We start from the raw sequence: 26,854 nt of genomic DNA, 5'->3' as shown, positions 1-26,854 counted from the left end.
GTTTTAACTCCCATTTTTCGGTTCAGTCTCGTTTCCTGCTGACGAAGAAAAACAACGTGACGATCGCGACCGAAAGCAGCAGGAAGGCGGTCGATATCGCGTTGATCTCGGGTGTGATGCCGCGGCGGATCTGGCCGAGCATGTAGGTGGGCAGCGTGTCCTGGCCGCCTGATTTGACGAACTCGGTGATGACGACGTCGTCGAGCGAGATGACGAAGGCCAGCATCAGCCCGGCCAGGATGCCAGGCCACAGAAGCGGCAGCGTGATGCGCCGGAAAGCCTTCCAGGGCGTCGCGTAGAGGTCGGCTGCGGCACGCTCCAGCGTCAGGTCCATATTCTCAAGCCGCGCCCGGATCGGCAAATAGGCAAAGGGAATGCAGAACGCCGTGTGCGCGGCGACCAGATAGCCGATGCCGGAATAGCCGGTGAAGATCTTGATGCGCGAGAAGAAGATCAGCAGCGCCACGCCGGTGACGATCTCGGGCACCATCAGCGGCTGGTTGATCGCCGCATATTTGAAGGTGAGGCCGGGATAGGGCGCGGTGCGGGTGGTGGCGAGCGCCGCCATGGTGGCAAAGATCGTGGAGAGCACCGCCGCGATGGAGCCAATCTGGAAGGAACGCAGCGTGGCATCGACGACCTGCGTGTTCTGCCATGCCGACTGAAACCATTTCAGCGAAAAGCCGCCCCATTCGGAGGTCGAGCTCGCCGCGTTGAAGGCATAGATGACCAGCACGATGATCGGCAGATACAGCACGATAAAGCAGGTTGCGGCGATCGCGGTGAATCCTGGCTGGTGCTTGATGGAAAAGTTCTTAGCCATGACGCACCCCCGATCTTCCGGCATTGCGCACATAGGCAAGCAGCGCCACCATGACGATGATCATGACGGCGATCGACAGCGCCGAGCCGAGTGGCCAGTTGCGACCCTGCCCGAACTGCAATTCGATCAGGTTGGACAGCATCATGTTCTTGCCGCCGCCAAGAACGCTCGGTGTCACATAGGCGCCAAGTGCTGGAATGAAGACCAGTATGGAGCCGGCGATGACACCCGGCTTGACCAGCGGAAAGATGATCCGCCGCAGCACCTGGAAGCGCGACGCGTAAAGGTCGTACCCCGCCTCGACCAACCGGAAATCGAGCTTTTCCATGCTGGCATAGATCGGCAGCACCATCAGCGGCAGGTAGACATAGGCCATGCCGATCAGGATCGCCGTGTCGGTGTAGAGTATCTGGATGGGCGCCGAGATGATGCCGAGCTTGAGCAGGATCGTGTTGATGATGCCTTCGTTGCGGATGATCTGCAGCACCGCGAAGGTGCGGATCAGGAGGTTGGTCCAGAACGGAATGGTGATCAGGAACAGCCAGAGATCGCGGGTCTTTTCGCTGCGCGTCGCCATGAAATAGGCGGTCGGGAAACCAAGCACCAAAGTGGCGATCGTCGTCACCACCGAGAGCTTGATCGAGCGCAGGAAGATGGTGACGTGGGCGGCGGCGATCGAAAGCGTGTCGTCGAAGATATCGCGTTCCAGAAACACCGATATCCAGGCTTCCGGCGAGAACTGCCACTTCACGTCGCCATAGGAGCCTGGCGTCAGGAACGAGTAGACGAGCACGATCAGCAAGGGGCCGGTCGCGGCGAGGAAAATGACCAGCAGCGCTGGCGCTGACAAAAGCCAGCGGTCACGGACATCGCGCCGCTCCGCTGCCTTGGCGACTTCTTCCGCGGTCGCCATCGTCAGTCCTTCAGGACCTGAGCGGCATCGCTGCCGATGAGGATGCCGACTGCGTCGCCCTTCTCGAAACCGCAGCCCGCGCTGCGCGTGTTCTGCTGGCGTACGGTGAAGAGTTCGCCACTGTCGAGATGAACATGGATGTGGGTGTCGGTGCCGAAATAGACGATGTTTTCGACCGTCCCCGACAGTTCGCCCTTGGCCTTGGTCAGCTTGGCGTGTTCGGGCCGAACCACCACCGTGGCGTTGGGTTTGGGCTGGAAACCCTGGGCCACGGTCGCCTCGATGGTCGCACCGGATTTGAGCGTGGCGCGCGCCTTGCCGTTGGCCATCTCGCTGATGGCGGCGGTGAGGAAGTTGGTTTCACCGATGAAGTCGGCGACGAAGCGCTCCGCCGGCTTGTCGTAGATATCCCAGGGCGAACCGACCTGCAGGATCTTGCCCGATGACATCACCGCGATGCGGTCTGACATGGTCAGCGCTTCTTCCTGGTCGTGGGTGACGAAGATGAAGGTGATACCGGTCTCGTGCTGCAGCCGTTTCAACTCGATCTGCATCTCCTTGCGCAGCTTGTAGTCAAGCGCCGACAGCGGCTCATCGAGCAAAAGCACCTTCGGCTGCGGCGCCAAAGCGCGGGCCAAAGCCACGCGCTGCTGCTGGCCGCCGGAGATCTGGCTGGTGCGACGACCAGCGAGTGCCTCCATCTTGACCAGCTTCAGCATCTCGGCGACGCGCGCCTTGATCTCCGCCTTCGGCTTGCCCAGCATTTCCAGGCCAAAGCCGATATTGTCGGCGACCGTCATGTGCGGGAACAGCGCATAGGACTGGAAAACGGTGTTAACCGGCCGCTTGAAGGGCGGCAGCGGCGCGATGTCCTGGCTGTAGAGCAGGATTTCACCGGCGGTTGGAAAGTCGAAGCCGGCGATCAGCCTGAGCAACGTCGTCTTGCCGCAGCCGGATGGCCCCAGCAACGTGAAGAATTCGTTCTCCCGGATAGATACCGAGACCGTGTCGAGGGCAGCTACCTGCCCCTCACCTGATCCGAAAATTTTGCTGACGTTTACTACTTCAATCGCATTCCGATCCGGTTTGTCCGGCACGATTACGCCTCACTGTTGACCCCGCTCTTGCTGGCGGAGCTCTTCCCCTGTTCGATGTGACCACATGGCCGGTAGGTTGGCAAGCCCGGCATTGGGTCACAGTTCAATCAGTCATTGAGGCCTGCAAGCCCCATGCCATAGTCAGGCCTGATAGGTGACCTTGCCGCCGCAAATCGTCGTCACCGGCCGCACCTTGTGCAGGTCGGCCGGGGCGGTGTTCTCGATATCCATCGACAAAACCACCAGATCGGCCATGTAGCCTGATTTCAGCGTGCCCTTGCGGTGCTCGGCGAATTCGGCGTAGGCGCCCTCGATCGTGTAACCGGCGATCGCTTCATGCAGTGAGAAACTCTGGTCCGGGTCGCTTTCTGCCCACGGTTTGCGCAACACTGCCGCCTGAATGCCCAGGATCGGATCGATCGGCGACACCGGCCAATCGGATGCGAAGACGACATGCGCGCCGGCATCCTTCAAGGTCCGCCAGGCATAGCTCAGCGGCCAGCGCGCCGGCCCGATGCGAGACACTGTCGGCTCCAACGGAAAATCCATGGCGCCGGGCGGATGCGGCGGTTGCATGGAGGCAATGACGCCGAGTTCGGCGAAACGCGGCACATCAGCCGTGGTGGTGACCTCGATGTGCTCGACACGGTGACGGCTGTCGCGCTTGCCGTTCGCCTTCTGCGCCGCCTCATAACCGTCGAGCACCGCGCGCACCGCGCCGTCGCCGATCGAGTGCACGGCGATCTGCAACCCGCGTCTGTCGACCGCGACGGCCAGATCGATGAATTGTTGCGGCGTGAACAGCGGCTCGCCAACCCAGTCCGGGCGGTCGGCATAGGGCTCGACCATTACAGCTGTCCAGGAATCGAGAACGCCGTCGTAGAACACCTTGACCATGCCCGACGACAGCCATTCGCTGTTGTAGCGTTCGGCCATATCGGACGCCTTGTCGAGCATGTCGAGCGTCATGAAATTCTTGTAGTGGAACGGGATCTTGACGCGGCAGGGCAAACCTTCCTCGGCGTCGATCTCGGCCAGCAGCTCAAGTTGATAGAGATTGCCGTCCATGTTCTGGATCGAGGTGATGCCGTGGCGGGCGCACCAGGCGAGCCCGCGCCGCATGATGTCGCGGTCGGCGTCCCGCTCGGCCGTCGTCGGCATCGGGTCCGGCTCGCCGCCGGTCGACAGCCCCAGCCGCACCCGGCCTTCGCCGGCAAGGTCGAGCACCGGGCCAAAGGCCTCGCCTTCGCGCAATTCACCCGCGGCCAGTCCGTCGTCGCCCATGACGATCTCATTGCCAGGGCCGAGCGTGCGCCCCTGCAGGATGCCGGCCATTTCCAGCGCCTTGGTGTTGGCCCACATGGTGTGATGGTCGGGCGCCGCCATGCAGAACGGGCGATCGGGCAAAATGGCGTCGAGGTGATGGCGCGTCACGCGCTCGCTGCCGAGCACGGTGTAGTCGACGCCTTGGCCGACCAGCATCTTCGCGTCGGGCCGGGTCGGCGCATAGTCGCGGATCGCCTTCTGCAGCGCCTCGAAGCCATGAATACCGGTGAGTTGAAGGTGGGCAAGTTCAGCCCCGCCCGAAAACAAATGCATATGGGCTTCGATGAACCCCGGGACCACCGAACCCCCCTTGGCGTCGATCACCTTGGTGGTCGGTCCCTTGAACTCTTCGATGGAGGCGCGGCTGCCGATGGCGATGATGGCGCCGTCCTTGACGGCGACGGCTTCGGCGGCGGGATTGTCGTCGTCCATGGTCCGTACACGACCGTTGATGACGATCAGATCCGCATTGTGACCCGCACCTGTGACAGACATCGCGACTCCGCGCTTTTGACGACTGACTGGGACCGACAACCTCTCACGTCCAACGACCTGCCGCTCCACCGGAGTGGCGCCATGGGACGAAAAAGAATGCCAGCGCGCTGTCTTGGAAATTCCCCTTGTCATCCCAAGAGGCAGCGTGGATAAAGAATGCGACTGATTATTCGCGTTTGTCAACATACCGAATCTGGAATGTATTGTGGACAGCAAGCTCCCACCATGTTGAGACCGGGCGGGGAACGAGGACATCAAGCCGTGAAGCGCAGTCTCGATCGCAAAACAAGGATAGCGCTCGAACCGCGCAAACAGCCGCGGCAACAACGCTCCAGCAAGGTAGTCGACCGGATTCTCGACGCAGCGCTGGTCTTGACGCGGGAGCAAGGAACCAAGACGCCGACGACGCTCGCCATTGCGCAGCGCGCAGGCTTGTCGGTTGGTTCGATCTACCAATACTTTCCCAACAAGGAAGCCATTCTTCTGGACCTCGCCCGGCGCTGGCTGTCATCCTTTCCCGAGGTGATCGCCAGGCGTATCAAGGTCGCCCCGCCCACCAACCGTGAAGAGTTTCGGCGCGAAGTGCGCAGGCTCTTCACCGACACGTCCAGGCTCTACCTGGAAAACGCCAGCCTGATGCCGGTGATCGAGGCCATTTCAGGCAACGCCGACCTCAGGCCGATCCAGAACGAATATGACGACCAGATCATCGCCCTCTACGCCGCATGGCTGCAGCATGTGAACCCGGCACTTGAAGACAAGATCGCCAGCCGGCTCGGTGTGCTGATGATGGAGGTCGGACACGTTTGCCGGCTTGTGGGGCTGAAAAAGGATCGCAGGACGTTCGACCTCATCGAGGACGATGTGGAAACCATGTGGCTCGCTCTGGTGAGCCCTTATCTCAATCTTGAATCTTGACTGATTTCACACTTCGAGAGGAATTTATGAAGACTGTTTTCTCCCCCCTGCACGCCGGCCATGCCGGCCAAATGGAACTGGTCACATCGGCCATCGTGCCGGGCTTCGAAAAGCCATCGAGGGCCGAATTCATCAAGGCACGGGTCGAAAGCGAGAAACTGGGTCCCATCATCGCGCCGCACGAACATGACCTCGCCGCCGCCAAGCGCATCCACAAATCAGACTATATCGACTTTCTTCCGACGGTCTGGCCGCAATGGCTGGAAGCAGGCCTCACGGGCACGGCGATGCCCTTCACCTGGCCGACGCGCGGCCTGCGCGGCGACGTACCGCCAAAACGCATCGACGCCCTGCTTGGCTATTATTCCTTCGATGCCGGCGCCACCTTCGTCGAAGGTACCTGGACGGCGATCAAGTCTTCCTACGACGTGGCGCTGACCGCCGCCGGCCTAGTCAAGGATGGCGAGGCTTCCGCCTTCGCGCTCTGCCGTCCGCCCGGCCACCATGCCGGGGCTGACTTCATGGGCGGCTATTGCTACATCAACAACGCCGCCGTCGCCGCGCAATGGTTCCGCGACCAGGGCGCCAAACGCATCTCGATCCTCGATGTCGACTATCACCACGGCAACGGCACGCAGGAGATATTCTACGACCGTGCCGACGTGCAGGTGCTCAATCTGCATGGCGATCCGATGGTCGAGTACCCGTTCTTCCTCGGCCATGCCGACGAACGCGGCGCCGGCGAAGGCGAAGGCTTCAACATCAACTATCCGATGCCCTTCGGCACCGACTGGGATGCATGGAACGCCTCGCTCGAGGATGCCTGCGCCAGGCTCACCGCTTATGCACCGGATGTCGTCATCGTCTCGCTGGGTGTCGATACGTTCGAGAAGGACCCGATCAGCCAGTTCAAGCTGAAGACATCTGATTATCCCAAGATCGGCCGCCGCATCGCCAGGCTCGGCCTGCCGACGCTGTTCGTCATGGAAGGCGGCTATGCCGTCGAGGAGATCGGCATCAACGCGGTCGGCGTGCTGACCGGGTTCGAGGATCGGTAAATGCCTATCGTCCAGGAGCATCTAGCGATTTTGGGACAACGACAGGCATAGCAAAGGACCACCGGGACCGGACGGCAACATCGCCCGGTTCCCACTATCGGGCCAAGGCACCAGCCTTCGGCACAGCAACCGGCGCGCCCATCTGTTCAATGCTCCCGAGCCTGGCGAAATCGACCAGCCGCCGAGAGGGCCGGCGAAGACTTTCGCGTCCCGGTCTTCTGTCCAAGGCGCGAAAACCGACCTCTGAGTCGCACCTGAGTCCATCGGATTCGATTTTGTCAAATCGCGTTTGATGTCAGATTCAACTGCGGGTAGATTAGACCCGAATCAGCCGGTCCTCGGGGGGCGCGGCGACCACCCAAAGTCTCTTGTTCCGGAGCTTTTCCGGCACCAGACGCGGACGGCTTCGCGTTCCCTGAATGGATTCGGGATTTGGTTCGGCGCAGCCCTGCGCCACGCGTGTGTCTTCGTCAAAGTAATGCGTATTCGGGTTCGGCGGCTGGCTTCCAGCATCCGGACAGCAGAAACGATTCCGGCCAAAAGCAACAAGAATGAGCAGTCCCGCCGCACTTCTTCAATCCGACACATTGGGCTCGCGCCTGACGTCGCGCGGCGATCTCACCAGCTTTTTCATGCAACTGACCGCCGAGATCGGCGCCGACAGCTACATGCTGGTCGCCATTGTCCACGACCAGGACCGCAACGATGCGCGCATCGTCTCCTCCAACTGGATTTTCGATGCCATCGAACTGATCGGCAAGCGGCTGATCGCCGGGCTTGCGCAAGGCGCGCTCACCGTCGCGCCGGGCATCCGCCCACAGCCGCTGGTGGCATCCCGGGCACCAGAAACAGACGGATTGATCACCGGCGAGGAAGCCCGCCTTCTCGACGTGCTCGGCCATGCCGAAATCTATTCGCTGCGCCTCAATGTCGGTCGCCAGCGCCTGTTCGCCCTGTTCTCTGCGGCGACCGCCGGCAGCATCGACCAGCCGGCGCTGATGCGGGCGCAGCTGAAATGCTGCTACGCGCTCTCGCACATCCCGCAACTCATTGCCGCTGCCGCCATGCAGGATCCGTTGTCGGATCGCGAGCGCGAATGCCTGTTCTGGGTTTCCGAAGGCAAGACCACCGACGAGGTCGCCGTCATCCTTGGCGTCTCCTCCAACACCGTCAACAGCTACATCACCCACGCCATCCAGAAATTCGCGGCCAGCAACCGCGCGATGGCCATCGCCACGGCGATCAGGAGCGGCATCATTTGAAACACGCCGATATCAAGGAAACGGCCGAAGCCCTTTTCAACGAGCAGCGCAACCCGTTCGGAGCCTTCACCCTTGGCTCCGAAACCCATCACGCGGTCACCATTCCCGATGCCGTGCGCCGCTGCCGCTGGATCGCCGTTGACATGAATGCCTCGGCTTTCGGCCTCTTCTTCGTAAGCCCCTCGCCCGAGCGGGCGCGGCTAGTCCCATGCTTTGATTCCGACTATCCCGGCATTGCCGTGGCGACCAAGTTCATCTCAGGCGCCAACGGCGAGGAGATCGTGCGCCACACCCGCATCTCGACCGAACCGCGCTGGTGGACGGATGACGGCGTCCCTGCCATGGCGGAGCTGTTTGGCGATCTCACCTGGACCGAGCAGATGGCGGCGCTGGTGCCCGGAACCAGCGGCATCGCTTTTCCCGTTCACGCCGACCGCGGCCAATGCGGCCTTGTCGTGTTCCTCGGCTCGGAGATGACCATGCAGCAGGATGCGCTCTACGAAATACACGCCCGCTGCTTTTCGCTGTTCGCCGCCGTCGCCCGCATCCGTCCGGGCGATACCGGCCGCATGCGCGCAATCTCCAAGCGCGAACTCGAATGCCTGAAGCTGACCGCCAACGGCAACACCAGCGAGGAGATCGCGCGGCTCCTGAAACTGTCGGTGCACACCGCCAACCAGTATCTGACCCAGTCGACCCAGAAGCTCAACGCCGTCAATCGCAACCAGGCCGTTGCCAAGGCGCTGCGGCTGGGCTTGATCGAATAGGGGAATTCGACAGCGCTTCGAAAGGCGACCGACGGTCAGCGATAGGCGAGCGGCTCGACCTTGCGGATACGCGCCTCTTCGATCACCGCCTCGAGCAGCGCCGTATTGTGCTCCGGGTCTTCGCCCGGCTTCTCGAACGACACGTAGTTGACCGCCACCGATGCGCCGAGCTCGCTCAGCGTCAGCTGGAAATAGACGGTGACGCCGGGCGGCCTCAGTTCCAGATCGAGCACGATGCGCGGGCTGCCGCTCCAGTCGACATGCGCCTCACCACCATGGCCGAGCCGTAGAGTGCCCGGCATGAAGAACAACTCAACCGCTGAATCGACCAGGTCCGACAGGCACGCGAAATGCTCCAGCCGGATAAAGGCGATGTAGTCGGCGACATCGATCAGCCTGAGTTCCCCCACCACCTGCTCGATGGCGCTGGCGACGATGATCTCGCGGGATTTTGCGTGCGGTTGCCGGTTCATGAAATCTGTCTGCGCTCAGCCTTTTTCGAGTAGACGATCCGCACCAGTTCGGCGACGGCCTGGTAGAATTGTGATGGGATCACACTATCGACCGAAACTTGCTTGTACATGGAGCGGGCGAGCGCCACGTCCTCGAAGACCGGGATGTTGTGTTCCCGCGCGATCTCTCGGATTTTCAGCGCCACCAGATCCTGGCCCTTGGCCAGCACCATGGGTGCCGAGTCCTCGTCGCGCACATATTTCAGCGCGATCGAGAAGTGCGTTGGGTTGGCGATGATCAGCGTCGCGCGCGGCACCGCCGTCATCATCCGCTTGCGCGCCCGGTCGCGCGCCAGCGAGCGCAGCCGCGACTTGACGATCGGGTCGCCCTCGGACTGTTTGAACTCGTCCTTGACCTCCTGCTTGCTCATGCGCAGATCCTGCTTCCAGTGGAAGCGCGACCAGACGATGTCGATTGCCGCGATCAGCCCCATGACGAAGACGATCGCCACCAGGATGTCGACGGCGATGCCGCGGATGACGAGACCGAAGGCGACCGGATTGGTGATCATCCCGGCGAGCAGCTTTCGGTGGTCTTCCGACAGCGTGAAGCTCAGCACGACGATGGCAAACCCGACCTTGCCGAGTGACTTCAGGAACTCGACCCAACCCTGGATGCCGAACAGCCTGTTCCACCCCTTGGCGATCGAAATGCGCGAGAGTTGCGGCCGGACCCGCTCGCCTACGAATTGCGGCATGTTCTGGAACACCGAGGCGCCGACGCCGGCGACGGTCAGCAGCACCATCAGGCTCAGGACGGCGCGGCCAACCTCGAGGAGGACGATCTTGTAGAGCGCGATGACGTCGGTCTCCGTGTCCATCGGCCAGGCTTCCGGCTTCTCCAGGAACATCGACAGGAACATGCCGAGATCAATGATCGCATCCTTGGCGTAGAAGACGGTGAACACCAGTATGGCAACGAACGAGGCAAAGAGCGCTGTCTCCCGCGAATGGGGCAGTTTGCCCTGTTCGACGGTGTCGCGGATCTTCTTTTCCGTCGCCTCTTCGGTTTTCGAATCCTTGTCGACCGCGTCAGCCATGGCGCGGTCTTAGGCGGCGTCTTGGGTCGAGGGTAGTTCGAAGGCGCCTTCGCGCGACAGCCGGATCGTCGTCGTAACGATCGTCTTGCGGGCCGCCGTGATGTCGGCGAGAGGGACCCCGTCCGAGCCCTGTCCGAGTTCGGCTTCGATCATGCGCCGCGAGCGGGCGCCGATGGCCGACAGCACCGATTCCGCGAGTGCGGCCGAAGTGCCGCGCAGGGCCAGCGTGACCAACTCCGTCGACAGCCCGTCGAACAGCAGCACCCGCGCTTTCTGAGTGAGCAGCGGCAAGTCCTCGAAAGCAAACAGGCGGGCCCTCACACCGTCGAGATCAGGCGTGCCGGCGGCTTCCAGATCCTGCATGACCTCCTCGAGCAGCGGCTTGTCGAGTTCGTTGAGAACGCTGGCGACACGCGCCTGCCCGGCCGAGGTGTCCTTGGTCGAGGTTTCCGCCAGCACGCTGGTACGCAGCCGGTTTTCGACGATCCTGGCGGCAGCGTCGGGAACATTGGCCATCGTCACCATGCGCTTAATGATTTCTCCACGCATCGGCTTGGTCAGTGTCAGCAGCACGTTGGCCGCCACCTGCGGTGCCAGCTTCGACAACACCATGGCCGCCGTCTGCGGATGCTCACCGGCCATGAAGGCACCAAGCCGCGCCGGCTCGAGCTTTTCGAGCTCGGGCCAGATCGGCGGCGGGCCTTCCGGTGCGACCTCGAATTTCTTGTCGCCCATGATCGCGCTCATCTCTTCGGGCGAGAGCGATTCGTTGAGGATGGTGTCCATCCTGTCGGCGGAATCGAGCAACCCCGCCCCTTCCGTGAACTCGGCTTCGAACTCGGCGACGATGCGCTCAAGATCGCTTTGCGGAATCGTCCGCAGCAGGCGGGCGCCCTCGATCAGGGCCTTCAGTTCTTCCTGCTTGAAGAATTTCAGCAGGCGGCTGGCCGACGGCTTGCCCATCGCCACAAGTATGGCGGCCGCCTTCTGCGCGCGGGTCAAGGTCACCGGCGCCGTCATGCCACTCGCCTCCGCCGCCACCGGCAAGCCCCGCAAACCATGTCTAGGCGCCCTTCGTGCCGGCGATGATTTCGGTCAGCCTGATGCCGAAACGCGACGGATCGCTTTCCAGCACGGTGATCTCGCCGCGCGCGATCTTGCGGCCGTTGACCACGACGTCGACGGGTTCCCCGATGCGGCGATTGAGCGCCACGGTCGACCCTTTTTGCAGCGCCATCAGATCGGAGACCGGCATCTCCGTGCTGCCGAGGATGATCTGGACATCGACGGGGATGTTCATGATCACGCTCGAATTGGCTGATGAGGCCGCCCTGAACGCCGCATCGGGGCGCTGCTCCTCTTCATGCAGGACACCGCGCAACTCTTCGATGGCACGGTCGAGTTGCTCGTCCGGCTGGTCGAGGTCGGCTTCCGCCTTGGTTTTGGCCATGATCGTCTCCAAATTCTCAGGCGCGTCCGGCGGCTGCCGGCATCAGCCCGTCGATAAAGTCCTGTCCGGCGTCGTAAGGATGCCTGATCCGGACGGTGTAGTTCTGTCCCAGTTTGCCGAACTCGCATACGAACAGCGTCTTGCCCCGTGCGCTGAGACGCGCCTGGGACTGGGCCGTTTCCTCGAATTCGATGACGTCGCCGATTTGGAAACCGGCGAGCTCGCCGAGCGTCAGCCGCGCCAGCGGCATCGTGGCCTCGAGCGCCACGGTGGAGCGCATCACCTCTTCCGAAAAGCGGGCGCGCCAGCTGGGGCCGTGATCGTCGTCGCTGACAGAAACGGCTCCGTCGCGGCTGGCCAGCACGACGCGCTGCGGCATCGTCACCGTGACGGTGCCACTATCGGCCGGCGTCGAGATGCCAAGCACGATACGGATTGCCGCGCCATCGCGCAGCACATACCGCTTCGCCTCGGTGCCGGACATTGCTCGCGGCGCGGGCAGGCGCAGGTCGAGCGAGCGCTTTCCCGATCCGTTGAGGGCCTGCGCGACCTGCTGGAACACCATGGTCGAAACATCGATTTCGATCTGCGACAGATCGCGTTCGATCGGCGATGCCGGCAGATCCGGGTCGCCGCCGAACAGCGTGCAGACCATGATCGCGATCGCCGGAGCATCGATCACCAGGGTCATCGCATCGGAGGACGCCGACGAGCCGATCACGGTCATGGCAAACGTGTCGCCGGCACGCGAACGCGCCTCGGGAACGCGGCTGACCTCGATCGCTTTGAGTTCGACGACGACCGGAACGCCAAGCTCGCTGGTCAGGCTTTTCTGCAACAGCGGTACGGCGCGTTCGGCCATGGCGCGGCCTGCGTCGATGACCTGCGCGGCCTCGCCGCTGTCACCGACCAGACGCTCGATGATCAGCGAACGCGCTTCCGCTGGACTGCCCAGGCTGGTCATGACAGTGCCGGGACCGATCTGCCGCGCATCGTTCAGGCGGCCTTCTTTTCGACGGTGCCGGTATTCATCGTGCTCTGCTCGACGGCGTCGATCGTCGGCCGTTCATAGGACGAGATGGTCTTGCGGCCGAACTCGATCGCCACCTGCGGCAGCGCACCGTTCATGTAGGCCAGCAGCGTCTGCTTGACGATGATATAGAGGCGGTTCTTCTTCTCGCGCACTGTCTTGATCTTGGTGGCGACCGGCCCGACCACCGAATAGGACAGGAAGATGCCGAGGAACGTTCCGACAAGTGCGGCACCAATCAAACCGCCGAGGATTTCAGGCGACTGGTCGAGCGCGCCCATCGCCTTGACCACGCCGAGCACGGCGGCGACGATGCCGAGCGCCGGCAAGCCGTCGCCCACCGCCACCAGCGCGTGATAGGCCTTCATCTTGTCGGACTTAATGGTCTGGATTTCTTCGTCCATCAGCGCCTCGATCTCGTGCGAGCGGGCATTGCCGATGATGATGATACGGCAGTAGTCGCAGATGAAATGCGTCAGGTCGTGGTTATGCAGCACGGTTGGGAACGCCTGGAAAATCGCCGACTCTTCCGGATTGTCGATATGCGCCTCGACTTCGCTGCGGGATTTCGAGCGCAGCTCGCGCATCAGCGAGTGCAGCACGCCGAGCGTCTCGAGATAGTCCTGTTCCTTCGGCACCGCCTGCTTGAAGGCTTCGAGGATGCCCTTGCCGGTGTCCTTGACCGTCTTCATCGGATTGGCGACGAGGAAGGTGCCAAAAGCCGCACCACAGATGATCACGGCTTCCCATGGCTGAATCAGCACATGAAGATGGCCGCCCATGGCCATGAAGCCGCCAAGGACGCAGCCGAGCGTTACCACCAGTCCAATCAGAATGCCCACGACAGGTCCTTCCGCATTTCACATCAGGAGCTAGGGATAGTCCCCGTGCCTTGTGTGAGGCTTGAATCGAGGGCTTGGAAGCGATTCAGTTTCGCGCAAGGAAGTAGGGGTATTGTGCCGGCATAGCTTCGGCCGGAGGCACGTCTTTGCTCAATACCTTTACCAGCTACCAGCTCATCACCAAGGACATTTCAAAATCGATCGACAGGATCGAGCAGCAGCCCGTGGTTGATCGCGACACCAAATATTATCTCGCGAATATCACCAAGGTGAAATCGATCGACGATTTCGTCAAAAACGACCGTTTGTTCAAGTATGCCATGAAGGCCTACGGGCTGGAGGACATGGACTACGCCAAGGCCTTCATGGTCAAGGCACTCAAGGAAGGCGTCTCCGATCCCGACAGCTTCGCCAACAAGCTGACCGACAAGCGCTACGCCGAATTCGTCAGCGCCTTCAACTTCGCCGCCAACGGCGCCGATGCGACCATCTACAACAAGACACAGCAGTTGGTGACCAAGAACTATGCCACCCAGGCGCAGATCGCCGGCCTCGATCCCAATTCGGCCTATGTGAAGGGCGAGACGACATACTATCTTGCCAACATCACCAAGGTGAAGTCGATCGACGATCTGATGTCGAACAACCGGCTCTACACATACGCGCTGGCGTCATTCGGTCTCGATTCGGCGACGGAGGACAAGGATCTCATCAAGCGGGTTCTGCAGGGCGGCGTCCGCGACCCCGACAGTGTCGCCAACAAGATGACGGACAAGACCTATGCCGCGCTTGCCTCCGCCTTCAACTTCGAAGCCTATGGCGAAAACACCACCACCATCAATCCGGCGCAACAGCCGACCGTCGACAAATACATGCGCCAGACCCTCGAAGAGGATGCCGGTCAGACCAACCAGGGCGTGCGGCTGGCGCTTTATTTCGATCGCAAGGCCCCGACCATCACCAGCTGGTATGACGTGCTGGCCGACACCGCGCTTGCCAGTGTCGTGCGCACCGTGCTCGGCCTGCCCGATTCCTTCGCCACCGCCGACGTCGACAAGCAGGCGCAGCTGTTCGAGCAAAAACTCGACATCTCGGATTTCTCCGACCCCGAAAAAATCGGCAAGTTCCTGACGCGCTTCACCAGCATGTACGAGATCAACCACCCGACTTCATCGGCCGTCGCCTCGGTCAGCGTGCTGTTTGCCCAGCCACTCACCGTCGGCATCTCCACCGACCTGATGATGGCCATGCAGAAACTGAGGTTCTGAGACCATCATGCGGGACAGCCTGTACGTCGCCCTTTCGTCGCAGATCGCGCTCGAGCGGCGCCTCGACACCATCGCCGACAACGTCGCCAACGCCTCGACGATCGGCTTTCGCGCCACCGGGGTGAAGTTCGAGGACGTCGTCTCCGGCACCGGGCAGAAATCGGTATCCTTCGCCTCTCCGGGCAAGACCTACCTTTCCGGCGCCCACGGTGCCTTGAGCGAGACCGGCAATCCCTTCGATTTCGCCGTCCAGGGCGATGCCTGGTTCGCCATAGAGACGCCGGTCGGCACCGTCATGACCCGCGACGGACGCTTTTCGATGAACGAGAACGGCGAGTTGATGTCGCTCGAGGGCCACCCGGTGCTCGATGCCGGGGGCTCGCCGATCCAGCTTGACCCCCGCAACGGCCCGCCCAAGGCCGGGGCCGATGGTTCGTTGCGCCAGAACGATCAGCTTGTCGGCTCGATCGGTCTCTACAATTTCGATCCAGGCGCGAACTTCGTCCGCTACGGCAATTCCGGCATCGTTCCGGCACGCACCCCGGAGCCTGTCACCGATCGCTCGGATATCGGCGTTGCCCAGGGCTTTCTCGAAGAGTCCAATGTCAATCCGGTGCTGGAGATCACCAGGCTGATCATGGTCCAGCGCGCCTTCGAGAACACCGCCGCCCTGATGCGGCAGACCGACTCGTCCACCGACGAGGCGATCAAGACGCTCGGCTCGAAATAATCCATGTCGCTCGACCAGCCATCCCTGCGCGCACTCGAAAGACAACTCCAGCCGGCGCCGGAAGACCGGCTTGCCGCGCTGGAACGGGTCTGGCGGCGTTTCGCCGACGCCGAGGCGCTGCTCAAGCGCGGCGGCCGCGTCATCGAAGTCACGCCCACGCACTACAAGGTGCACGGCCTTTCCGGTTTCGCCAGGCTGGGCGACATCGTCGAGCAGCGCGGCCATGCCGGTGCGCGCCGCGGCGAGATCGTCAAGATCGGCCGCGACGAGGCCGTCGTGGCGCCCTTCGAACGCAGCGCCGATTCCGGCATCGGTGATGCCGTGTTCCGCCGCGGTCCGCTCGTGGTGGCGCCGCATGCCTCGTGGCGCGGCCGCACCATCGACGCACTCACCAGGGTCATCGATGGCGGCCCGCCACTCGCCCGGGGAGACGACACGACGCGCGGCGCCCAGACGACGCCGGGGGCCATGGCGCGGCAACGCGTCGGCACTGCCTTCATGACCGGCGTCAAGGTCATCGATATCTTCACGCCGCTCTGCTTCGGCCAGCGCCTCGGCATCTTTGCCGGCTCCGGCGTCGGCAAGTCGACGCTGCTCGCCATGCTCGCCGGCGCCGACGCATTCGATACCGTCGTGGTGGCGCTCGTCGGCGAACGCGGCCGCGAAGTCCGTGAATTCCTCGAGGACACGATCGGCGACAGCATGGCCAAGACCGTCGCCGTCGTCGCCACCAGCGACGAAAGCGCCATGATGCGCCGGCGTGCGCCAGACACCGCCATGCGCATCGCCGAGCACTTTCGCGACCAGGGGCATCGCGTTTTGCTGGTGCTGGATTCGATCACCCGCTTCGCTCACGCCCTGCGTGAGGTGGCGACGGGAACCGGCGAGCCGCCGGTCGCGCGCGGTTATCCGGCCTCGGTGTTCACCGAACTGCCCAAGCTGCTCGAACGCGCCGGGCCGGGTACGGAAGGCAAAGGGTCGATCACCGCCATCATTTCCGTGCTGGTCGACGGCGACGATCACAACGACCCGGTCGCCGATTGCGTGCGCGGCATCCTCGACGGCCATGTCGTGCTCGATCGCACGATCGCCGAACAGGGTCGCTATCCCCCCGTCAACCCGCTGTCGTCCATATCGCGGTTGGCCGGAAAGGCCTGGAGCGTCGAACAGCGCGCGCTGGTGACAAGGCTGAAGTCGATGATCTCGCGCTTCGAGGACACGCGCGATATCCGGTTGCTTGGGGCCTATCAGGGGGGCGTCGATGCCGAACTCGACATCGCCGTGCGCCAGGTGCCGCTGATCTATGAGGCGCTGACGCAAGCGCCGAAGGATCGCCCGTCGGCCGACCCTTTCTCCGATCTCGCCCGCCACCTCAAGAGCAAGCTGAACGCCGATGCCGGAGACTGAACGCGAATATACCGAGCGCATCCTGCGCGACATGATCGCCGAGGCCAATGCCGTGGAGCAAGCCGAGGCTGACGAAACGAGAACCGCCAAGGCAAAGGCTGCCCGTACCATCGCAGCGAAAGCCGAGGCCGTTCTGGCCAGAGCCGTCAAGCCAATCCTGCCACGGGCTGGCAAAGCCGATCCTGATCTGGCCAGGCCCGTCGAACCCGCTCTGCCCCGGGCTCCCCGGGCGGTGGCTGCCGAGATGACGCAGGCCAGCCGCGACTCGCTGATCGACGGGCTGTTCCCGCGCACCGAATGGCCGCAGCCGCCAAAGGCACCGTTTCCCCGACTGAAGAAGAAGTCCGACCGACGCAGCGATTTCGTCATAGCCGCGCTCGGCATCACGCTCGGCCTGATCTGCGCCCTGTTTCCCTGGTACATCTTCTTCAACCAGGATCAGTTTGGCGTCCAGGCGATGAAGTTCGGCGGCACCGGCTCCAATTCCGGGCGAGCGGGCGGCGGCGTGGTCGCCGAACGCAGCGCGCCGCTGACGGCAAAGGATATTCCCGCGGCCAATCTCGATCTTCTTGCCACGGGGACGGTGCGGGATGATGCCAATCCCGCAGCCGCACCCGACGAGCAACCGTTTCCGGCCGACGCGGCGAAATTCCGCATGGTTCATGTCGCCAACGGCCGTGCCATGATCCAGGACGACGCTGGCCTCTGGATCGTCCAGCGCGGCTCGATACTGCCTGACTCCAGCCAAGTGTCCTCCATCGAGCAGCGCAACGGCAAATGGGTCATGGTCACCAGTGCCGACCGGGTAATCGAACTCTCCAGATAAACGATCTCCGGCTTCCGGCCATCCGCAAGGCCCGCGCAAGACTGGCGGCCTAGTCTCTGGGTACCTGCTCGGAGATTCCCATGGAGCCCGTTTCCCTTTTCGACCTCGCCGCCAAGCAAGCGCAATGGCTGGCCGTGCGCCAGTCGGCAGTCGCCGGCAACATCGCCAATGCCAACACGCCGGGTTATACGGCAAACGACGTCGAGCCATTCGAAAAGGTGCTCGACCGCGCCGCCGTATCGCTGCAGGCCACCCAGGCCGGCCATCTCGGCAATGCAGCGACCAATGCCGGCTTCACCATCAAGCCGCAGGAGGATGACGGCGTCGTCATGCCGTCCAAGAACTCGGTCGTTCTGGAAGACCAGTTGCTGAAAGCCGGCGAGGTGCGCCGCTCCTTCGAACTCAACACGGCGATCGTCAAGGCTTTTCATACGATGATGATGATGGCGGTGAAGAGCTGACCATGGACGCACTGACCGCAGCCCTCAAAGTCGCAGCATCCGGCCTCGGCGCCCAGTCGGAGCGCCTGCGCGTGGTTTCCGAAAACCTCGCCAACGCCCAGTCGACCGGCACCGCGCCCGGCTCCGATCCTTATCGCCGCAAGACCATCAGCTTCGTCTCCGAGCTTGACCGGGCCTCCGGCAGTTCAACTGTTGCAGTGAACTCGATCGATCGAGATCCCAGTGACTTTCCAGTCGAGTTCCAGCCCGGCAACGAGGCCGCCGACGAGAAGGGCTATGTCAAGATGCCCAACGTCAACGTGCTGATCGAAATGGCCGACATGACCGAGGCCAATCGCTCCTACGAGGCCAACCTTCAGGTGGTCAAGCAGGCCCGCGACCTGATTTCCATGACCATCGACCTGATGAGGAACCAGTAATGATCAGCGGTATCGGAGCGCTTCAGTTCAAGCCGTCGATCGGCGGCGACGACGCGGCCACAAGCCTGCTCCAGGGCGGCGCGGCACCCTCGGCCGGCGGCAATGTCGGCACCTCCTTCGCCGAGGCGCTGAGCCAGGCAGCCTCCAAGACCGTCGACACGCTGCAGAATGCCGAGCAGGTATCGTTGCAGGCGCTCAAGGGCGACGCCGACACCCGCCAGGTGGTCGACGCCGTGATGAGCGCGCAGCAGGCGCTTCAGACCGCCGTCGCCATCCGCGACAAGGTGGTTTCCGCCTATCTCGAAGTCAGCCGAATGGGCATCTGAGGATTCCGCCATGAAAGCACTCGCCATCGCCGCCACCGGCATGAATGCCCAGCAGACAAATCTGGAAGTCATCGCCAACAACATCGCCAACATCAACACCACCGGCTACAAGCGCGCCCGTGCCGAATTCTCCGACCTGCTCTATCAGGTCGACCGCACGCAAGGCGTGCCCAACCGCTCCAACGCCTCGCTGGTGCCGGAGGGCGTCTCGATCGGCCTCGGCGTCAAGACGACGGCCGTGCGCAACGTGCACACCCAGGGCGAACTGACCAGCACCGGCAACAGTTTCGACCTGGCGCTGACCGGCAGGGGCTGGTTTCAGATCGAGGGTGCCGACGGCGGCACGCTCTACAGCCGCGCCGGAGCTCTCAACACCAACGCCACCGGCCAGTTGGTGACGGTCGACGGCGCTGCCGTCATTCCGGCAATCAATGTCCCCGTGGATGCCGTCGAGGTCATCGTCAACAAGACCGGCCAGGTCTTCGCCCGCATCGACGGCCAGACCGACCTGCAGAACCTCGGTCAGCTTCAGATCGCCAATTTCGCCAACGAGGCCGGCCTGGCGCCGCTCGGCGACAATCTGTTCCAGGAAACCACGGCTTCGGGGCCAGCCAATGTCGGCGTGCCTGGCGATCCCGGCTTTGCCACCATCCAGCAGGGCTATCTCGAAGCCTCCAACGTCGACCCGGTCAAGGAAATCACCGAGCTGATCTCGGCGCAGCGCGCCTATGAGATGAACTCCAAGGTCATCCAGGCCGCCGACGACATGGCCTCCGTGGTCTCCAAGAACATCAGGTAAAGCATGATGTCGACGCCCGGCCTCCTGTCCGCATTCCGCCGCACCGCGCTCGTCCTTGCGCTGGTGACCGGCGGCCTGCCGGCTTTTGCCCAGGAGTCGGCCAACCAATCGGCCACCCAGATCGCCAGCAATCAAGCTGTCGGCGAGGTGGTGCTTATTCCGAGCCGGGTTATCTATCCCGGCGAGACCATCAACCTGGCTGCCCTGAAACAGGTCACCCTTATCGTCGGCAAGCACAAGCCGGAGGCGGTCGCCACACGGGTCGAGGAACTGGATGGCAAGGTTGCCAAGCGCACGCTGCTGCCCGGCCGCTACATTCCCTCCACCGCGATCCGCGAGGCCTGGCTGGTCGAACAGGGTGCTTCCGTGCAGATCTTCTTCATCGCCGGCGGGCTGACGATCTCGGCCACCGCCGTGACGCTGCAGCCGGGAGCCGCGGGCGACCTCGTCAAGGTTCGCAACATCGACAGCGGCAAAATCCTGTCCGGCACGGTGATGGCGGACGGAACCATCCAGGTCAGCGCGTCATGATACGCGGGCTTACCCTGATGCTGGCAGCCGTGCTTGGCCTGCAGCCGGCGCTGGCCGACGGCCTGACGCCGAAGGCCAAGCGCGAGCTCGCCGCCAAGAATGGCGGCGTCTACAACGATCCCGAATATGATCCGGCCACCACCAGCCGCATGTTCCGGGTTTCGACCGGGCCGAGTTCGCTGCCGCCGGGCCAGGTTGCCTCGCGCATCAAGGACATCGCCCAGCTGCAGAGTTCGCGCGACAATCAGCTCGTCGGCTACGGCCTGGTCATCGGCCTTGCCGGATCGGGCGACAGCCTGCGCAACTCGCCATTTACCGAACAGTCTATCCGCGCGATGCTCGAAAACCTCGGCATCGCCACCGAAGGCGGCAGTGCACGCGCCAAGAATGTCGCCGCCGTCATCGTCACCGCCAACATGCCGCCCTACGTGCAGTCGGGCGCCCGCATCGACATCGACGTCTCCTCGATGGGCGACGCGACCTCGCTTTCCGGCGGCACGCTGATCATGACGCCGCTGAAGGCGGCGGACGGCGAGATCTATGCCGTCGGCCAGGGCTCGGTCATCGTGTCCGGCTTTACCGCCCAGGGACAGGCCGAGCAGCTGACGCAAGGCGTGCCGACCTCCGGCCGCGTGCCGAACGGCGCCATCGTCGAGCGTGCTGTCCAGGCCGAGTTCGACGATCAGGCGATCCTGACGCTGCAACTGCGCAATCCCGATTTCTCGACCGCTATCCGCATCGCGGACGCCATCAACGATTACACCGGCCAACGCTTCGGCATGCGGGTCGCGGCCGAGCGCGATTCGCGCACCGTTCAGATCAGAAGGCCGAAGGGTGTCTCGGCGGCGCGCTTTTATGCCGAGATCGAGAACCTTGTGGTCGAATCCGACACGCCGGCCCGTGTCGTGATCGACGAGCGCACCGGCACCATCGTCATCGGCAATGACGTCAAGATCTCACGGGTCGCCATCAGCCACGGCACGCTCACCGTACGCATCACCGAAGCGCCGCGCGTCGTCCAGCCCGAGCCCTTCTCCAAGGGCGAAACCGCCGTCGAACCGTTCACCGCCATCGACGCCAGCCGGCCCGACGCCCGCGTTGCCGTGCTTGACGGACCCGATCTCCAGACCCTCGTTTCCGGCCTCAACCGCCTCGGGGTCAAGCCGGACGGCATCATCGCCATTTTGCAGGGCATAAAGTCGGCCGGGGCCCTGCAGGCCGACCTGGTTCTGCAATAGGCGATGCCGATGACGCGCTCCTTCCCACGCCATGACGGCAGACACCGCAAAGCCGCGATCCTGCTTGCGACCGCTATTCTCGCGGCGCTGCCCTTTGCCGGCGACACCGCACGCGGCGAGGAGACGGTCCGCCAGGTTCTGCCGGGAGCACCGGTGGCAGCGCCGCCGCGGCAATTGACACGGGAAAAGGCGCCGGACCAAAGCGAGATCGAGCGCTTCTGCTCCAACATCGCCGACGCCGCCCGCGACCGCCGCTATGTCTTGCAGGCGGAGGAACTGAAGCAGCTCCAGGCCGGCATCGACGAGCGCATGAAAGCTCTGGATGCAAAAAAAGCCGAGTACGAGACCTGGCTGAAGCGGCGCGAGGTTTTCCTGGCCCGGGCCGAGGACGGCGTCGTCCAGATCTACGCCGGCATGAAACCCGACGCCGCCGCCGAGCGGCTGGCCATCGTCAACGCCGATCTGGCTGCGGCCATATTGATGAAGCTCGATTCACGCAAGGCGAGCGTCATCCTCAACGAAATGGACCAGAAGGCGGCGGCGACGCTCACCGGCATTATGGCCAGCGCAGCCCGAAGGGTAGATCCGTCATGATCCGGAAAATGCTTGTCCTGTGCGCGGTCACCGTGCTGTCGGGTTGCGGAACCAACCTCAAGGAGGTCGGCAGGGAGCCGGCCCTGTCCCCGGTCGGCTCCGGCATCGATGGCGGCAGCACTGGCTCCCTCTATCGCTATCCGCAAACGCCGCCCGCGCCGGTCAAGCAATTCTCGTTGTGGGACGACCGCCAGAGCCGGCTGTTCACCGACCCGCGGGCGCTGTCCCAGGGCGACATCCTGACGGTCAAGATCAAGATCAACGATCGAGCCAACTTCAAGAACCAGAACGACAGGAGCCGCACCGCCAATCGCAAGCTCGGTTACGACCTCAGCGCGCAGTGGGACAAGTGGAGCACCGCCGGCAAGGGCGCTGGGGCTCTCAGCTCCACCACGGACACGACCGCCGACGGCGAGATCAAGCGCTCGGAGACGCTTGAGCTCAATGTCGCGGCGATCGTCACCGATGTGCTGCCCAACGGCAATCTGATGATCACCGGATCGCAGGAAGTGCGCGTCAACGCCGAGCTCAGGGTGCTGACGCTCGCCGGCATCGTGCGGCCGGCCGATATCGGCGCCGAAAACACCATCCCCTACGAACGCATCGCCGAGGCCCGCATCTCCTACGGCGGACGCGGTCGCATCACCGAGGTTCAGCAGCCTGCCTACGGCCAGCAGATTCTCGACCAGGTTCTTCCGTTCTAGGGTTGGGGAACAGAGCACAGTGGCAAATGTCGAACAGGTCCAGCCGCGCAAGGGTCCCTCCCTTGCCATTCAGGCCGGCATGCTGCTGGTTGTGACGGCGGCCGCCATCGGCATGGGCTGGATGTCCGGCGGCTATCTGAAGGGTGTCGACGCACCGTCGTCGGTACCGGCGGCGCCCGAGAATGAAGGCAAGACGGAGCAGCCGGCTTCTGCCGAGCAGCCAGTCGTGGGGCCTACACTGGTCGTGCTGGCGCCGATCACCACCAACATCGCCTCGCCTGCCGGCACCTGGATCAGGATGGAGGTGTCCATCGTCTATGACGCGCCGCAGCCACAGGCAATGTCGGATGACATCCACCAGGACCTTCTGGCCCTGGTGCGCACGTTGAAGATGCATCAGATCGAGGGCGCCAGCGGCTACCAGCACCTGAAGGCCGACCTCGAAGACCGCGCCGCGATCCGCAGCCAGGGTCACGCCAAACAGGTACTCATCAGGACATTGCTGCTCGAATGAGAAAACTCCTTCTCGCCACGGCCATGATCGCCGCCGCCACCTCCATCGCGGCGGCCCAGCAACTCGATCTCGGCGGCATCGGCAAGGCTGACGGCACCACCGTCGGCTACATCATCCAGATGTTCGGCCTGCTGACCGTTCTGTCGGTGGCGCCAGGCCTGCTGATCATGGTGACCAGCTTCACCCGTTTCGTCATCGCCTTCTCGATCCTGCGCGCCGGCATCGGCCTGCAGTCGACACCGGCAAACCTCATCCTGATTTCGCTGTCGCTGTTCATGACCTTCTATGTCATGGCGCCGACCTTCGATCAGGCTTGGAACACCGGCGTCAAGCCGCTGATGGACAACCAGATCACACAGACCGAAGCCTTCGACAAGATTTCGGACCCGTTCCGCACCTTCATGCTGCACAATGTGCGTGACAAGGATTTCGACCTCTTCGCCGACCTCGCCCGCGAGCGCGGCCAGACCGTTTCGCGTGACACCGTCGACCTGCGCATCCTGGTGCCAGCCTTCATGATCTCGGAGATCCGGCGCGGATTCGAGATCGGCTTCCTGATCGTGCTGCCATTCCTGGTCATCGACCTGATCGTCGCCACGATCACCATGGCGATGGGCATGATGATGCTGCCGCCGACAGTGGTGTCGCTGCCGTTCAAGATCCTGTTCTTCGTCCTGATCGACGGCTGGAACCTGCTTGTCGGCAGCCTGGTGCGCTCCTTCAACTGATCCTGCCGCGCCGGCTCGAAATTCCAGCAATATATTTTCGATTAACCGTTCGGTTTAGCCCTTTGGTAGGGACTTGCCCGCATATTCGCTCGCAGATGGCGGGTGATCGATTTTGAGAGATCATGGGCATGATGCCGCACCGTCATACCGGTAGAGCCGGTATGTAAAAAATACCTGTAAAATCAAGGTACGAGTACCATGTCCAGCATCATGACGAACAGCGCCGCATTGACGGCTCTGCAGAGCCTCAATGCCACCAACAAATCCCTCACCGACACCCAGGCCCGCATTTCGACCGGCTACAAGGTCTCGCAGGCTTCGGACAACGCCGCCTACTGGTCGATCGCCACCACAATGCGTTCCGACAACCAGGCAATGTCCACCGTTTCGGACGCTCTCGGCCTCGGCGCCTCCAAGGTCGACACAGCCTATACCGGCATGAGTAGCGCGATCGATACCATCAACCAGATCAAGACCAAGCTGGTCGCGTCCTACGGCCAGACGGACGCCTCCAAGGAAAAGACCCAGGTCGAAATCGCCGCCCTTCAGAACCAGTTGAAGGCCTACGCCGATGGCGCCACCTTCTCCGGCACCAACATGCTTTCGGTGTCCACTGCGACAGGCACCGCGGCCGACGTGAAGATTGTTTCGGCCTTCAACCGCGACGCGACCGGCGCGGCTTCGATCTCGACGATCGATGTCAATGTGGAAAGCATCAAGCTGTACGATGCCGGCGCGGCACCAACCGCCAAGGGTATTCTCGACACGGCTCGCCTCGGCACCACGGGCGCTGCTGTTGCCACGGCCTCGAACCCCACCCTGGGTGCTGCAGCAGCGGCAACCGACACCTATTCGGTTGCCTCGCTCACTATCTTTTCGGGTGGCACGGCTGCCAGCGATAGCCAGATCGCGCAGCAGATGAACGTCGTCGACGCCGCGCTCAAGGCCATGACCAACGCCGCCACCACGCTCGGCGCCGCCAAGAGCAGTATCGACCTGCAGAAGACCTTCACCTCGAACCTGATGGACTCCATCGATCGCGGTGTCGGCCAGCTCGTCGATGCCGACATGAACAAGGAATCGACCCGCCTCCAGGCCCTGCAGGTCCAGCAGCAGCTCGGCATCCAGGCGCTGTCGATCGCCAACGGTTCGTCGCAGTCGATCCTGTCGCTCTTCCGCGGCTAATCGCCTTCGCTCAACCACAGTTCGCACAAAAAAATCGGGCCGCGCCAAAAGCGCGGCCCGATTTGCGTTTTGCTCCAGCCCCACGCAACCCTCGATGCTTAACTCTCAAAAGCCAGCTTTTAACAGGCTGTTAACCATGCCGCGCTAGTTATGGTTAACCAATAGCTTACGACAGTTGGCGAATCGGTCCGACCGGCACGATGCCACCCGTTGAACAGGCCCATCCGGCATGTCTGAGCATGTCGGCTTTTGAGAAGGAGCGACTTTCTTGGCGAGCATCATGACCAACGCTTCGGCGTTAACCGCACTTCAAAGCCTCAGCGCCACCAACAAGTCGCTCGAACAGACGCAGGCCCGCATATCGACCGGTTACCGGGTCTCGCAGGCCTCGGACAACGCCGCCTACTGGTCGATCGCCACCACGATGCGCTCCGACAACGCGGCCCTGTCGACCGTGCAGGATGCACTCGGCCTCGGCGCCTCGAAGGTCGACGCCGCTTACACCGGCATGAACAATGTGCTGACAACGATCGGGCAGATCAAGACCAAGGTGCTGTCCATGGTCGGCCAGACGGATGCCGCCAAGGCAAAAACCCAGACCGAGATCAAGGCGCTTCAGACGCAGATGAAGTCGTTCGCCGATGCGGCGACCTTCTCCGGCTCGAATTTCCTGGCGGTGACCTCCAAGCAGACTGCCGCCCCCAATGATGGCGTCCAGCCCGACTCGCAGATCGTGTCCTCATTCAATCGCTCCTCATCCGGCGCAGTGTCGATCGGAACGATCAACATCGATGTTGAGGGCACCAAGCTTTTCGACTACGGCCTCGCCGCCGAGGTGAAGAATTCCGGAACCCTCGATCGCAAAACCTCCATCTATTCCACGGGCGCCGCCCAGACCCTGTACGACAACGCCTATGCGGGCGTGATCGCGGGCGGAGGAACGGATATCGCCGCGAACACAGCCGGCCAGACGGCGGCGGGAGCGGTCGCCAAGGTCGACAATATTTCCGCCTACAACCTCGACATCACGGCCCCAGGGGTAACCGACGACATCATCACGCAGATGGTAACCAGGATGGACAAGGTCATGGCCCAGCTGACCGACTCCGCCACCATCCTCGGCTCGGCCAAGAGCAGCATCGACCTGCAGAAGACCTTCACCCAGAGCTTGATGGACTCCATCGACCGCGGCGTCGGCCAGCTCGTCGATGCCGACATGAACAAGGAATCGACCCGTCTCCAGGCCCTGCAGGTGCAGCAGCAGCTCGGCATCCAGGCGTTGTCGATCGCCAACGCCGCCTCGCAGTCGATCCTGTCTCTGTTCAAGAGCTGATCACGGGCGCCACCGGCGCCCACCTTCCCATCAGATAATCGGGCCGCGCCGCAAGCGCGGCCCGATTTCATTTTCGCACAAGCTTCGAAGACTAGAGTTCCAGCGGACAATCATGCTGGGAGTCGTTGAACCGTGCCGGAACAGATCCAGAGCATCATCTCGAATCTCCGCGGGTTTGGCGTGAAGCGCCTCGCCATGCTGGCGGGCATCGCCGTTCTGGTGATGGGCGTCATCGGCATCGCCTCGGTCTATCTCAAC

The 26,854-nt window shown here is 62.8% G+C and carries 30 protein-coding genes; 20 read left to right on the top strand and 10 right to left on the bottom strand.

Annotated features, from left to right (window positions below; all coding sequences use genetic code 11):
• Positions 1-22: 22 nt before the first annotated feature.
• From EOA19_RS23350 to EOA19_RS23335, 4 genes are all read right to left on the bottom strand, one after another.
• Positions 23-823 (bottom strand): ABC transporter permease, encoded by an 801-nt coding sequence (locus tag EOA19_RS23350; protein ID WP_023809983.1) that lies wholly within the window; start codon positions 821-823, stop codon positions 23-25.
• Positions 816-1,736: an ABC transporter permease gene (locus EOA19_RS23345; RefSeq protein ID WP_023809984.1), complete on the bottom strand. Its 921-nt coding sequence runs from the start codon at positions 1,734-1,736 to the stop codon at positions 816-818. Before EOA19_RS23345 ends, EOA19_RS23350 begins: the two co-directional genes overlap by 8 nt.
• 2 nt (positions 1,737-1,738) lie before the next feature.
• Positions 1,739-2,833, bottom strand: a complete 1,095-nt coding sequence (locus tag EOA19_RS23340; RefSeq protein WP_128304932.1) for an ABC transporter ATP-binding protein — start codon at positions 2,831-2,833, stop codon at positions 1,739-1,741.
• A gap of 141 nt (positions 2,834-2,974) precedes the next feature.
• Positions 2,975-4,654 (bottom strand): amidohydrolase, encoded by a 1,680-nt coding sequence (locus tag EOA19_RS23335; RefSeq protein ID WP_128304931.1) that lies wholly within the window; start codon positions 4,652-4,654, stop codon positions 2,975-2,977.
• A gap of 261 nt (positions 4,655-4,915) precedes the next feature.
• Here EOA19_RS23335 and EOA19_RS23330 point away from each other — a divergent pair, with 261 nt between their 5' ends.
• The 4 genes from EOA19_RS23330 (at position 4,916) to EOA19_RS23315 (ending at position 8,659) form a co-directional block, all read left to right on the top strand.
• Positions 4,916-5,572: a TetR/AcrR family transcriptional regulator gene (locus tag EOA19_RS23330; protein ID WP_128304930.1), complete on the top strand. Its 657-nt coding sequence runs from the start codon at positions 4,916-4,918 to the stop codon at positions 5,570-5,572.
• Positions 5,573-5,598: 26 nt separating this feature from the next.
• A complete protein-coding gene (locus tag EOA19_RS23325) occupies positions 5,599-6,630 on the top strand; it encodes a histone deacetylase family protein (RefSeq protein WP_128304929.1) in 1,032 nt (343 codons plus the stop codon).
• A 551-nt stretch (positions 6,631-7,181) separates the two neighbouring features.
• A complete protein-coding gene (locus tag EOA19_RS23320) occupies positions 7,182-7,892 on the top strand; it encodes a LuxR family transcriptional regulator (RefSeq protein WP_128304928.1) in 711 nt (236 codons plus the stop codon).
• On the top strand, positions 7,889-8,659 hold the full coding sequence (locus tag EOA19_RS23315) for a helix-turn-helix transcriptional regulator (RefSeq protein WP_128304927.1): 771 nt from the start codon (positions 7,889-7,891) through the stop codon (positions 8,657-8,659). The genes EOA19_RS23320 and EOA19_RS23315 overlap by 4 nt, the downstream gene beginning before the upstream one ends.
• Positions 8,660-8,694: 35 nt before the next feature.
• On the opposite strand, the gene EOA19_RS23310 is transcribed toward EOA19_RS23315, so the two are convergent.
• Genes EOA19_RS23310 through motA form a run of 6 tightly spaced genes read right to left on the bottom strand, consistent with a single transcriptional unit; the run spans position 8,695 to position 13,533 of the window.
• Complete coding sequence (locus EOA19_RS23310; RefSeq protein WP_023809991.1) at positions 8,695-9,132, bottom strand: hypothetical protein; 438 nt, start codon at positions 9,130-9,132, stop codon at positions 8,695-8,697.
• Positions 9,129-10,211 carry a flagellar biosynthesis protein FlhB gene (flhB, locus tag EOA19_RS23305; protein WP_023809992.1) on the bottom strand — a complete coding sequence of 361 codons (1,083 nt, stop codon included), beginning with the start codon at positions 10,209-10,211 and terminating at the stop codon, positions 9,129-9,131. The genes EOA19_RS23310 and flhB overlap by 4 nt, the downstream gene beginning before the upstream one ends.
• 9 nt (positions 10,212-10,220) lie before the next feature.
• Entirely contained in the window at positions 10,221-11,231 is a 1,011-nt protein-coding gene (locus tag EOA19_RS23300; RefSeq protein ID WP_128304926.1) for a flagellar motor switch protein FliG, read from the bottom strand.
• 43 nt (positions 11,232-11,274) lie between these two features.
• Positions 11,275-11,661: a flagellar motor switch protein FliN gene (fliN, locus tag EOA19_RS23295; protein ID WP_023809994.1), complete on the bottom strand. Its 387-nt coding sequence runs from the start codon at positions 11,659-11,661 to the stop codon at positions 11,275-11,277.
• 16 nt (positions 11,662-11,677) lie between these two features.
• Positions 11,678-12,625 carry a FliM/FliN family flagellar motor switch protein gene (locus EOA19_RS23290; protein WP_128304925.1) on the bottom strand — a complete coding sequence of 316 codons (948 nt, stop codon included), beginning with the start codon at positions 12,623-12,625 and terminating at the stop codon, positions 11,678-11,680.
• 32 nt (positions 12,626-12,657) lie between these two features.
• Entirely contained in the window at positions 12,658-13,533 is an 876-nt protein-coding gene (motA, locus tag EOA19_RS23285) for a flagellar motor stator protein MotA (RefSeq protein WP_023809996.1), read from the bottom strand.
• Positions 13,534-13,679: 146 nt separating this feature from the next.
• Between motA and EOA19_RS23280 the strand changes: the two genes are divergently transcribed.
• The 16 genes from EOA19_RS23280 to EOA19_RS23205 all read left to right on the top strand — a co-directional run bounded on the left by EOA19_RS23280 (position 13,680) and on the right by EOA19_RS23205 (position 26,596).
• Complete coding sequence (locus EOA19_RS23280) at positions 13,680-14,801, top strand: DUF1217 domain-containing protein (RefSeq protein WP_128304924.1); 1,122 nt, start codon at positions 13,680-13,682, stop codon at positions 14,799-14,801.
• 7 nt (positions 14,802-14,808) lie between these two features.
• On the top strand, positions 14,809-15,531 hold the full coding sequence (flgF, locus tag EOA19_RS23275) for a flagellar basal-body rod protein FlgF (RefSeq protein WP_023809998.1): 723 nt from the start codon (positions 14,809-14,811) through the stop codon (positions 15,529-15,531).
• Between the two features lie 3 nt (positions 15,532-15,534).
• Positions 15,535-16,938, top strand: a complete 1,404-nt coding sequence (fliI, locus tag EOA19_RS23270) for a flagellar protein export ATPase FliI (protein ID WP_128304923.1) — start codon at positions 15,535-15,537, stop codon at positions 16,936-16,938.
• Entirely contained in the window at positions 16,925-17,764 is an 840-nt protein-coding gene (locus EOA19_RS23265) for a hypothetical protein (RefSeq protein ID WP_128304922.1), read from the top strand. The genes fliI and EOA19_RS23265 overlap by 14 nt, the downstream gene beginning before the upstream one ends.
• A gap of 80 nt (positions 17,765-17,844) precedes the next feature.
• Positions 17,845-18,225 (top strand): flagellar basal body rod protein FlgB, encoded by a 381-nt coding sequence (flgB, locus tag EOA19_RS23260; RefSeq protein WP_127257833.1) that lies wholly within the window; start codon positions 17,845-17,847, stop codon positions 18,223-18,225.
• A gap of 2 nt (positions 18,226-18,227) precedes the next feature.
• The gene (flgC, locus tag EOA19_RS23255) at positions 18,228-18,644 is read left to right on the top strand and encodes a flagellar basal body rod protein FlgC (RefSeq protein WP_013529797.1); all 417 of its coding nucleotides are present in this window, start codon (positions 18,228-18,230) and stop codon (positions 18,642-18,644) included.
• Complete coding sequence (locus tag EOA19_RS23250; RefSeq protein WP_127290400.1) at positions 18,644-18,970, top strand: flagellar hook-basal body complex protein FliE; 327 nt, start codon at positions 18,644-18,646, stop codon at positions 18,968-18,970. The genes flgC and EOA19_RS23250 overlap by 1 nt, the downstream gene beginning before the upstream one ends.
• A gap of 10 nt (positions 18,971-18,980) precedes the next feature.
• On the top strand, positions 18,981-19,769 hold the full coding sequence (flgG, locus tag EOA19_RS23245) for a flagellar basal-body rod protein FlgG (RefSeq protein ID WP_013529795.1): 789 nt from the start codon (positions 18,981-18,983) through the stop codon (positions 19,767-19,769).
• Between the two features lie 3 nt (positions 19,770-19,772).
• The gene (gene flgA, locus EOA19_RS23240; protein WP_128304921.1) at positions 19,773-20,300 is read left to right on the top strand and encodes a flagellar basal body P-ring formation chaperone FlgA; all 528 of its coding nucleotides are present in this window, start codon (positions 19,773-19,775) and stop codon (positions 20,298-20,300) included.
• The gene (locus tag EOA19_RS23235) at positions 20,297-21,538 is read left to right on the top strand and encodes a flagellar basal body P-ring protein FlgI (protein WP_128304920.1); all 1,242 of its coding nucleotides are present in this window, start codon (positions 20,297-20,299) and stop codon (positions 21,536-21,538) included. The genes flgA and EOA19_RS23235 overlap by 4 nt, the downstream gene beginning before the upstream one ends.
• A 3-nt stretch (positions 21,539-21,541) precedes the next feature.
• Complete coding sequence (locus tag EOA19_RS23230) at positions 21,542-22,132, top strand: MotE family protein (RefSeq protein ID WP_032908856.1); 591 nt, start codon at positions 21,542-21,544, stop codon at positions 22,130-22,132.
• Complete coding sequence (gene flgH, locus EOA19_RS23225; RefSeq protein ID WP_128304919.1) at positions 22,129-22,836, top strand: flagellar basal body L-ring protein FlgH; 708 nt, start codon at positions 22,129-22,131, stop codon at positions 22,834-22,836. Before EOA19_RS23230 ends, flgH begins: the two co-directional genes overlap by 4 nt.
• A gap of 19 nt (positions 22,837-22,855) precedes the next feature.
• Complete coding sequence (locus EOA19_RS23220; RefSeq protein WP_128304918.1) at positions 22,856-23,350, top strand: flagellar basal body-associated FliL family protein; 495 nt, start codon at positions 22,856-22,858, stop codon at positions 23,348-23,350.
• Positions 23,347-24,078 (top strand): flagellar type III secretion system pore protein FliP, encoded by a 732-nt coding sequence (fliP, locus tag EOA19_RS23215; RefSeq protein ID WP_128304917.1) that lies wholly within the window; start codon positions 23,347-23,349, stop codon positions 24,076-24,078. Before EOA19_RS23220 ends, fliP begins: the two co-directional genes overlap by 4 nt.
• Positions 24,079-24,276: 198 nt before the next feature.
• On the top strand, positions 24,277-25,263 hold the full coding sequence (locus EOA19_RS23210) for a flagellin (RefSeq protein ID WP_128304916.1): 987 nt from the start codon (positions 24,277-24,279) through the stop codon (positions 25,261-25,263).
• Positions 25,264-25,531: 268 nt separating this feature from the next.
• The gene (locus tag EOA19_RS23205) at positions 25,532-26,596 is read left to right on the top strand and encodes a flagellin (protein WP_127290416.1); all 1,065 of its coding nucleotides are present in this window, start codon (positions 25,532-25,534) and stop codon (positions 26,594-26,596) included.
• Positions 26,597-26,854 lie beyond the last annotated feature (258 nt).

The sequence above is a fragment of the Mesorhizobium sp. M7A.F.Ca.US.010.02.1.1 genome, assembly GCF_004023085.1.
Lineage (GTDB): Bacteria > Pseudomonadota > Alphaproteobacteria > Rhizobiales > Rhizobiaceae > Mesorhizobium.
The sequence above is the reverse complement of the archived record's forward strand: the minus strand, read 5'-3'. Positions and strand labels throughout refer to the sequence as shown.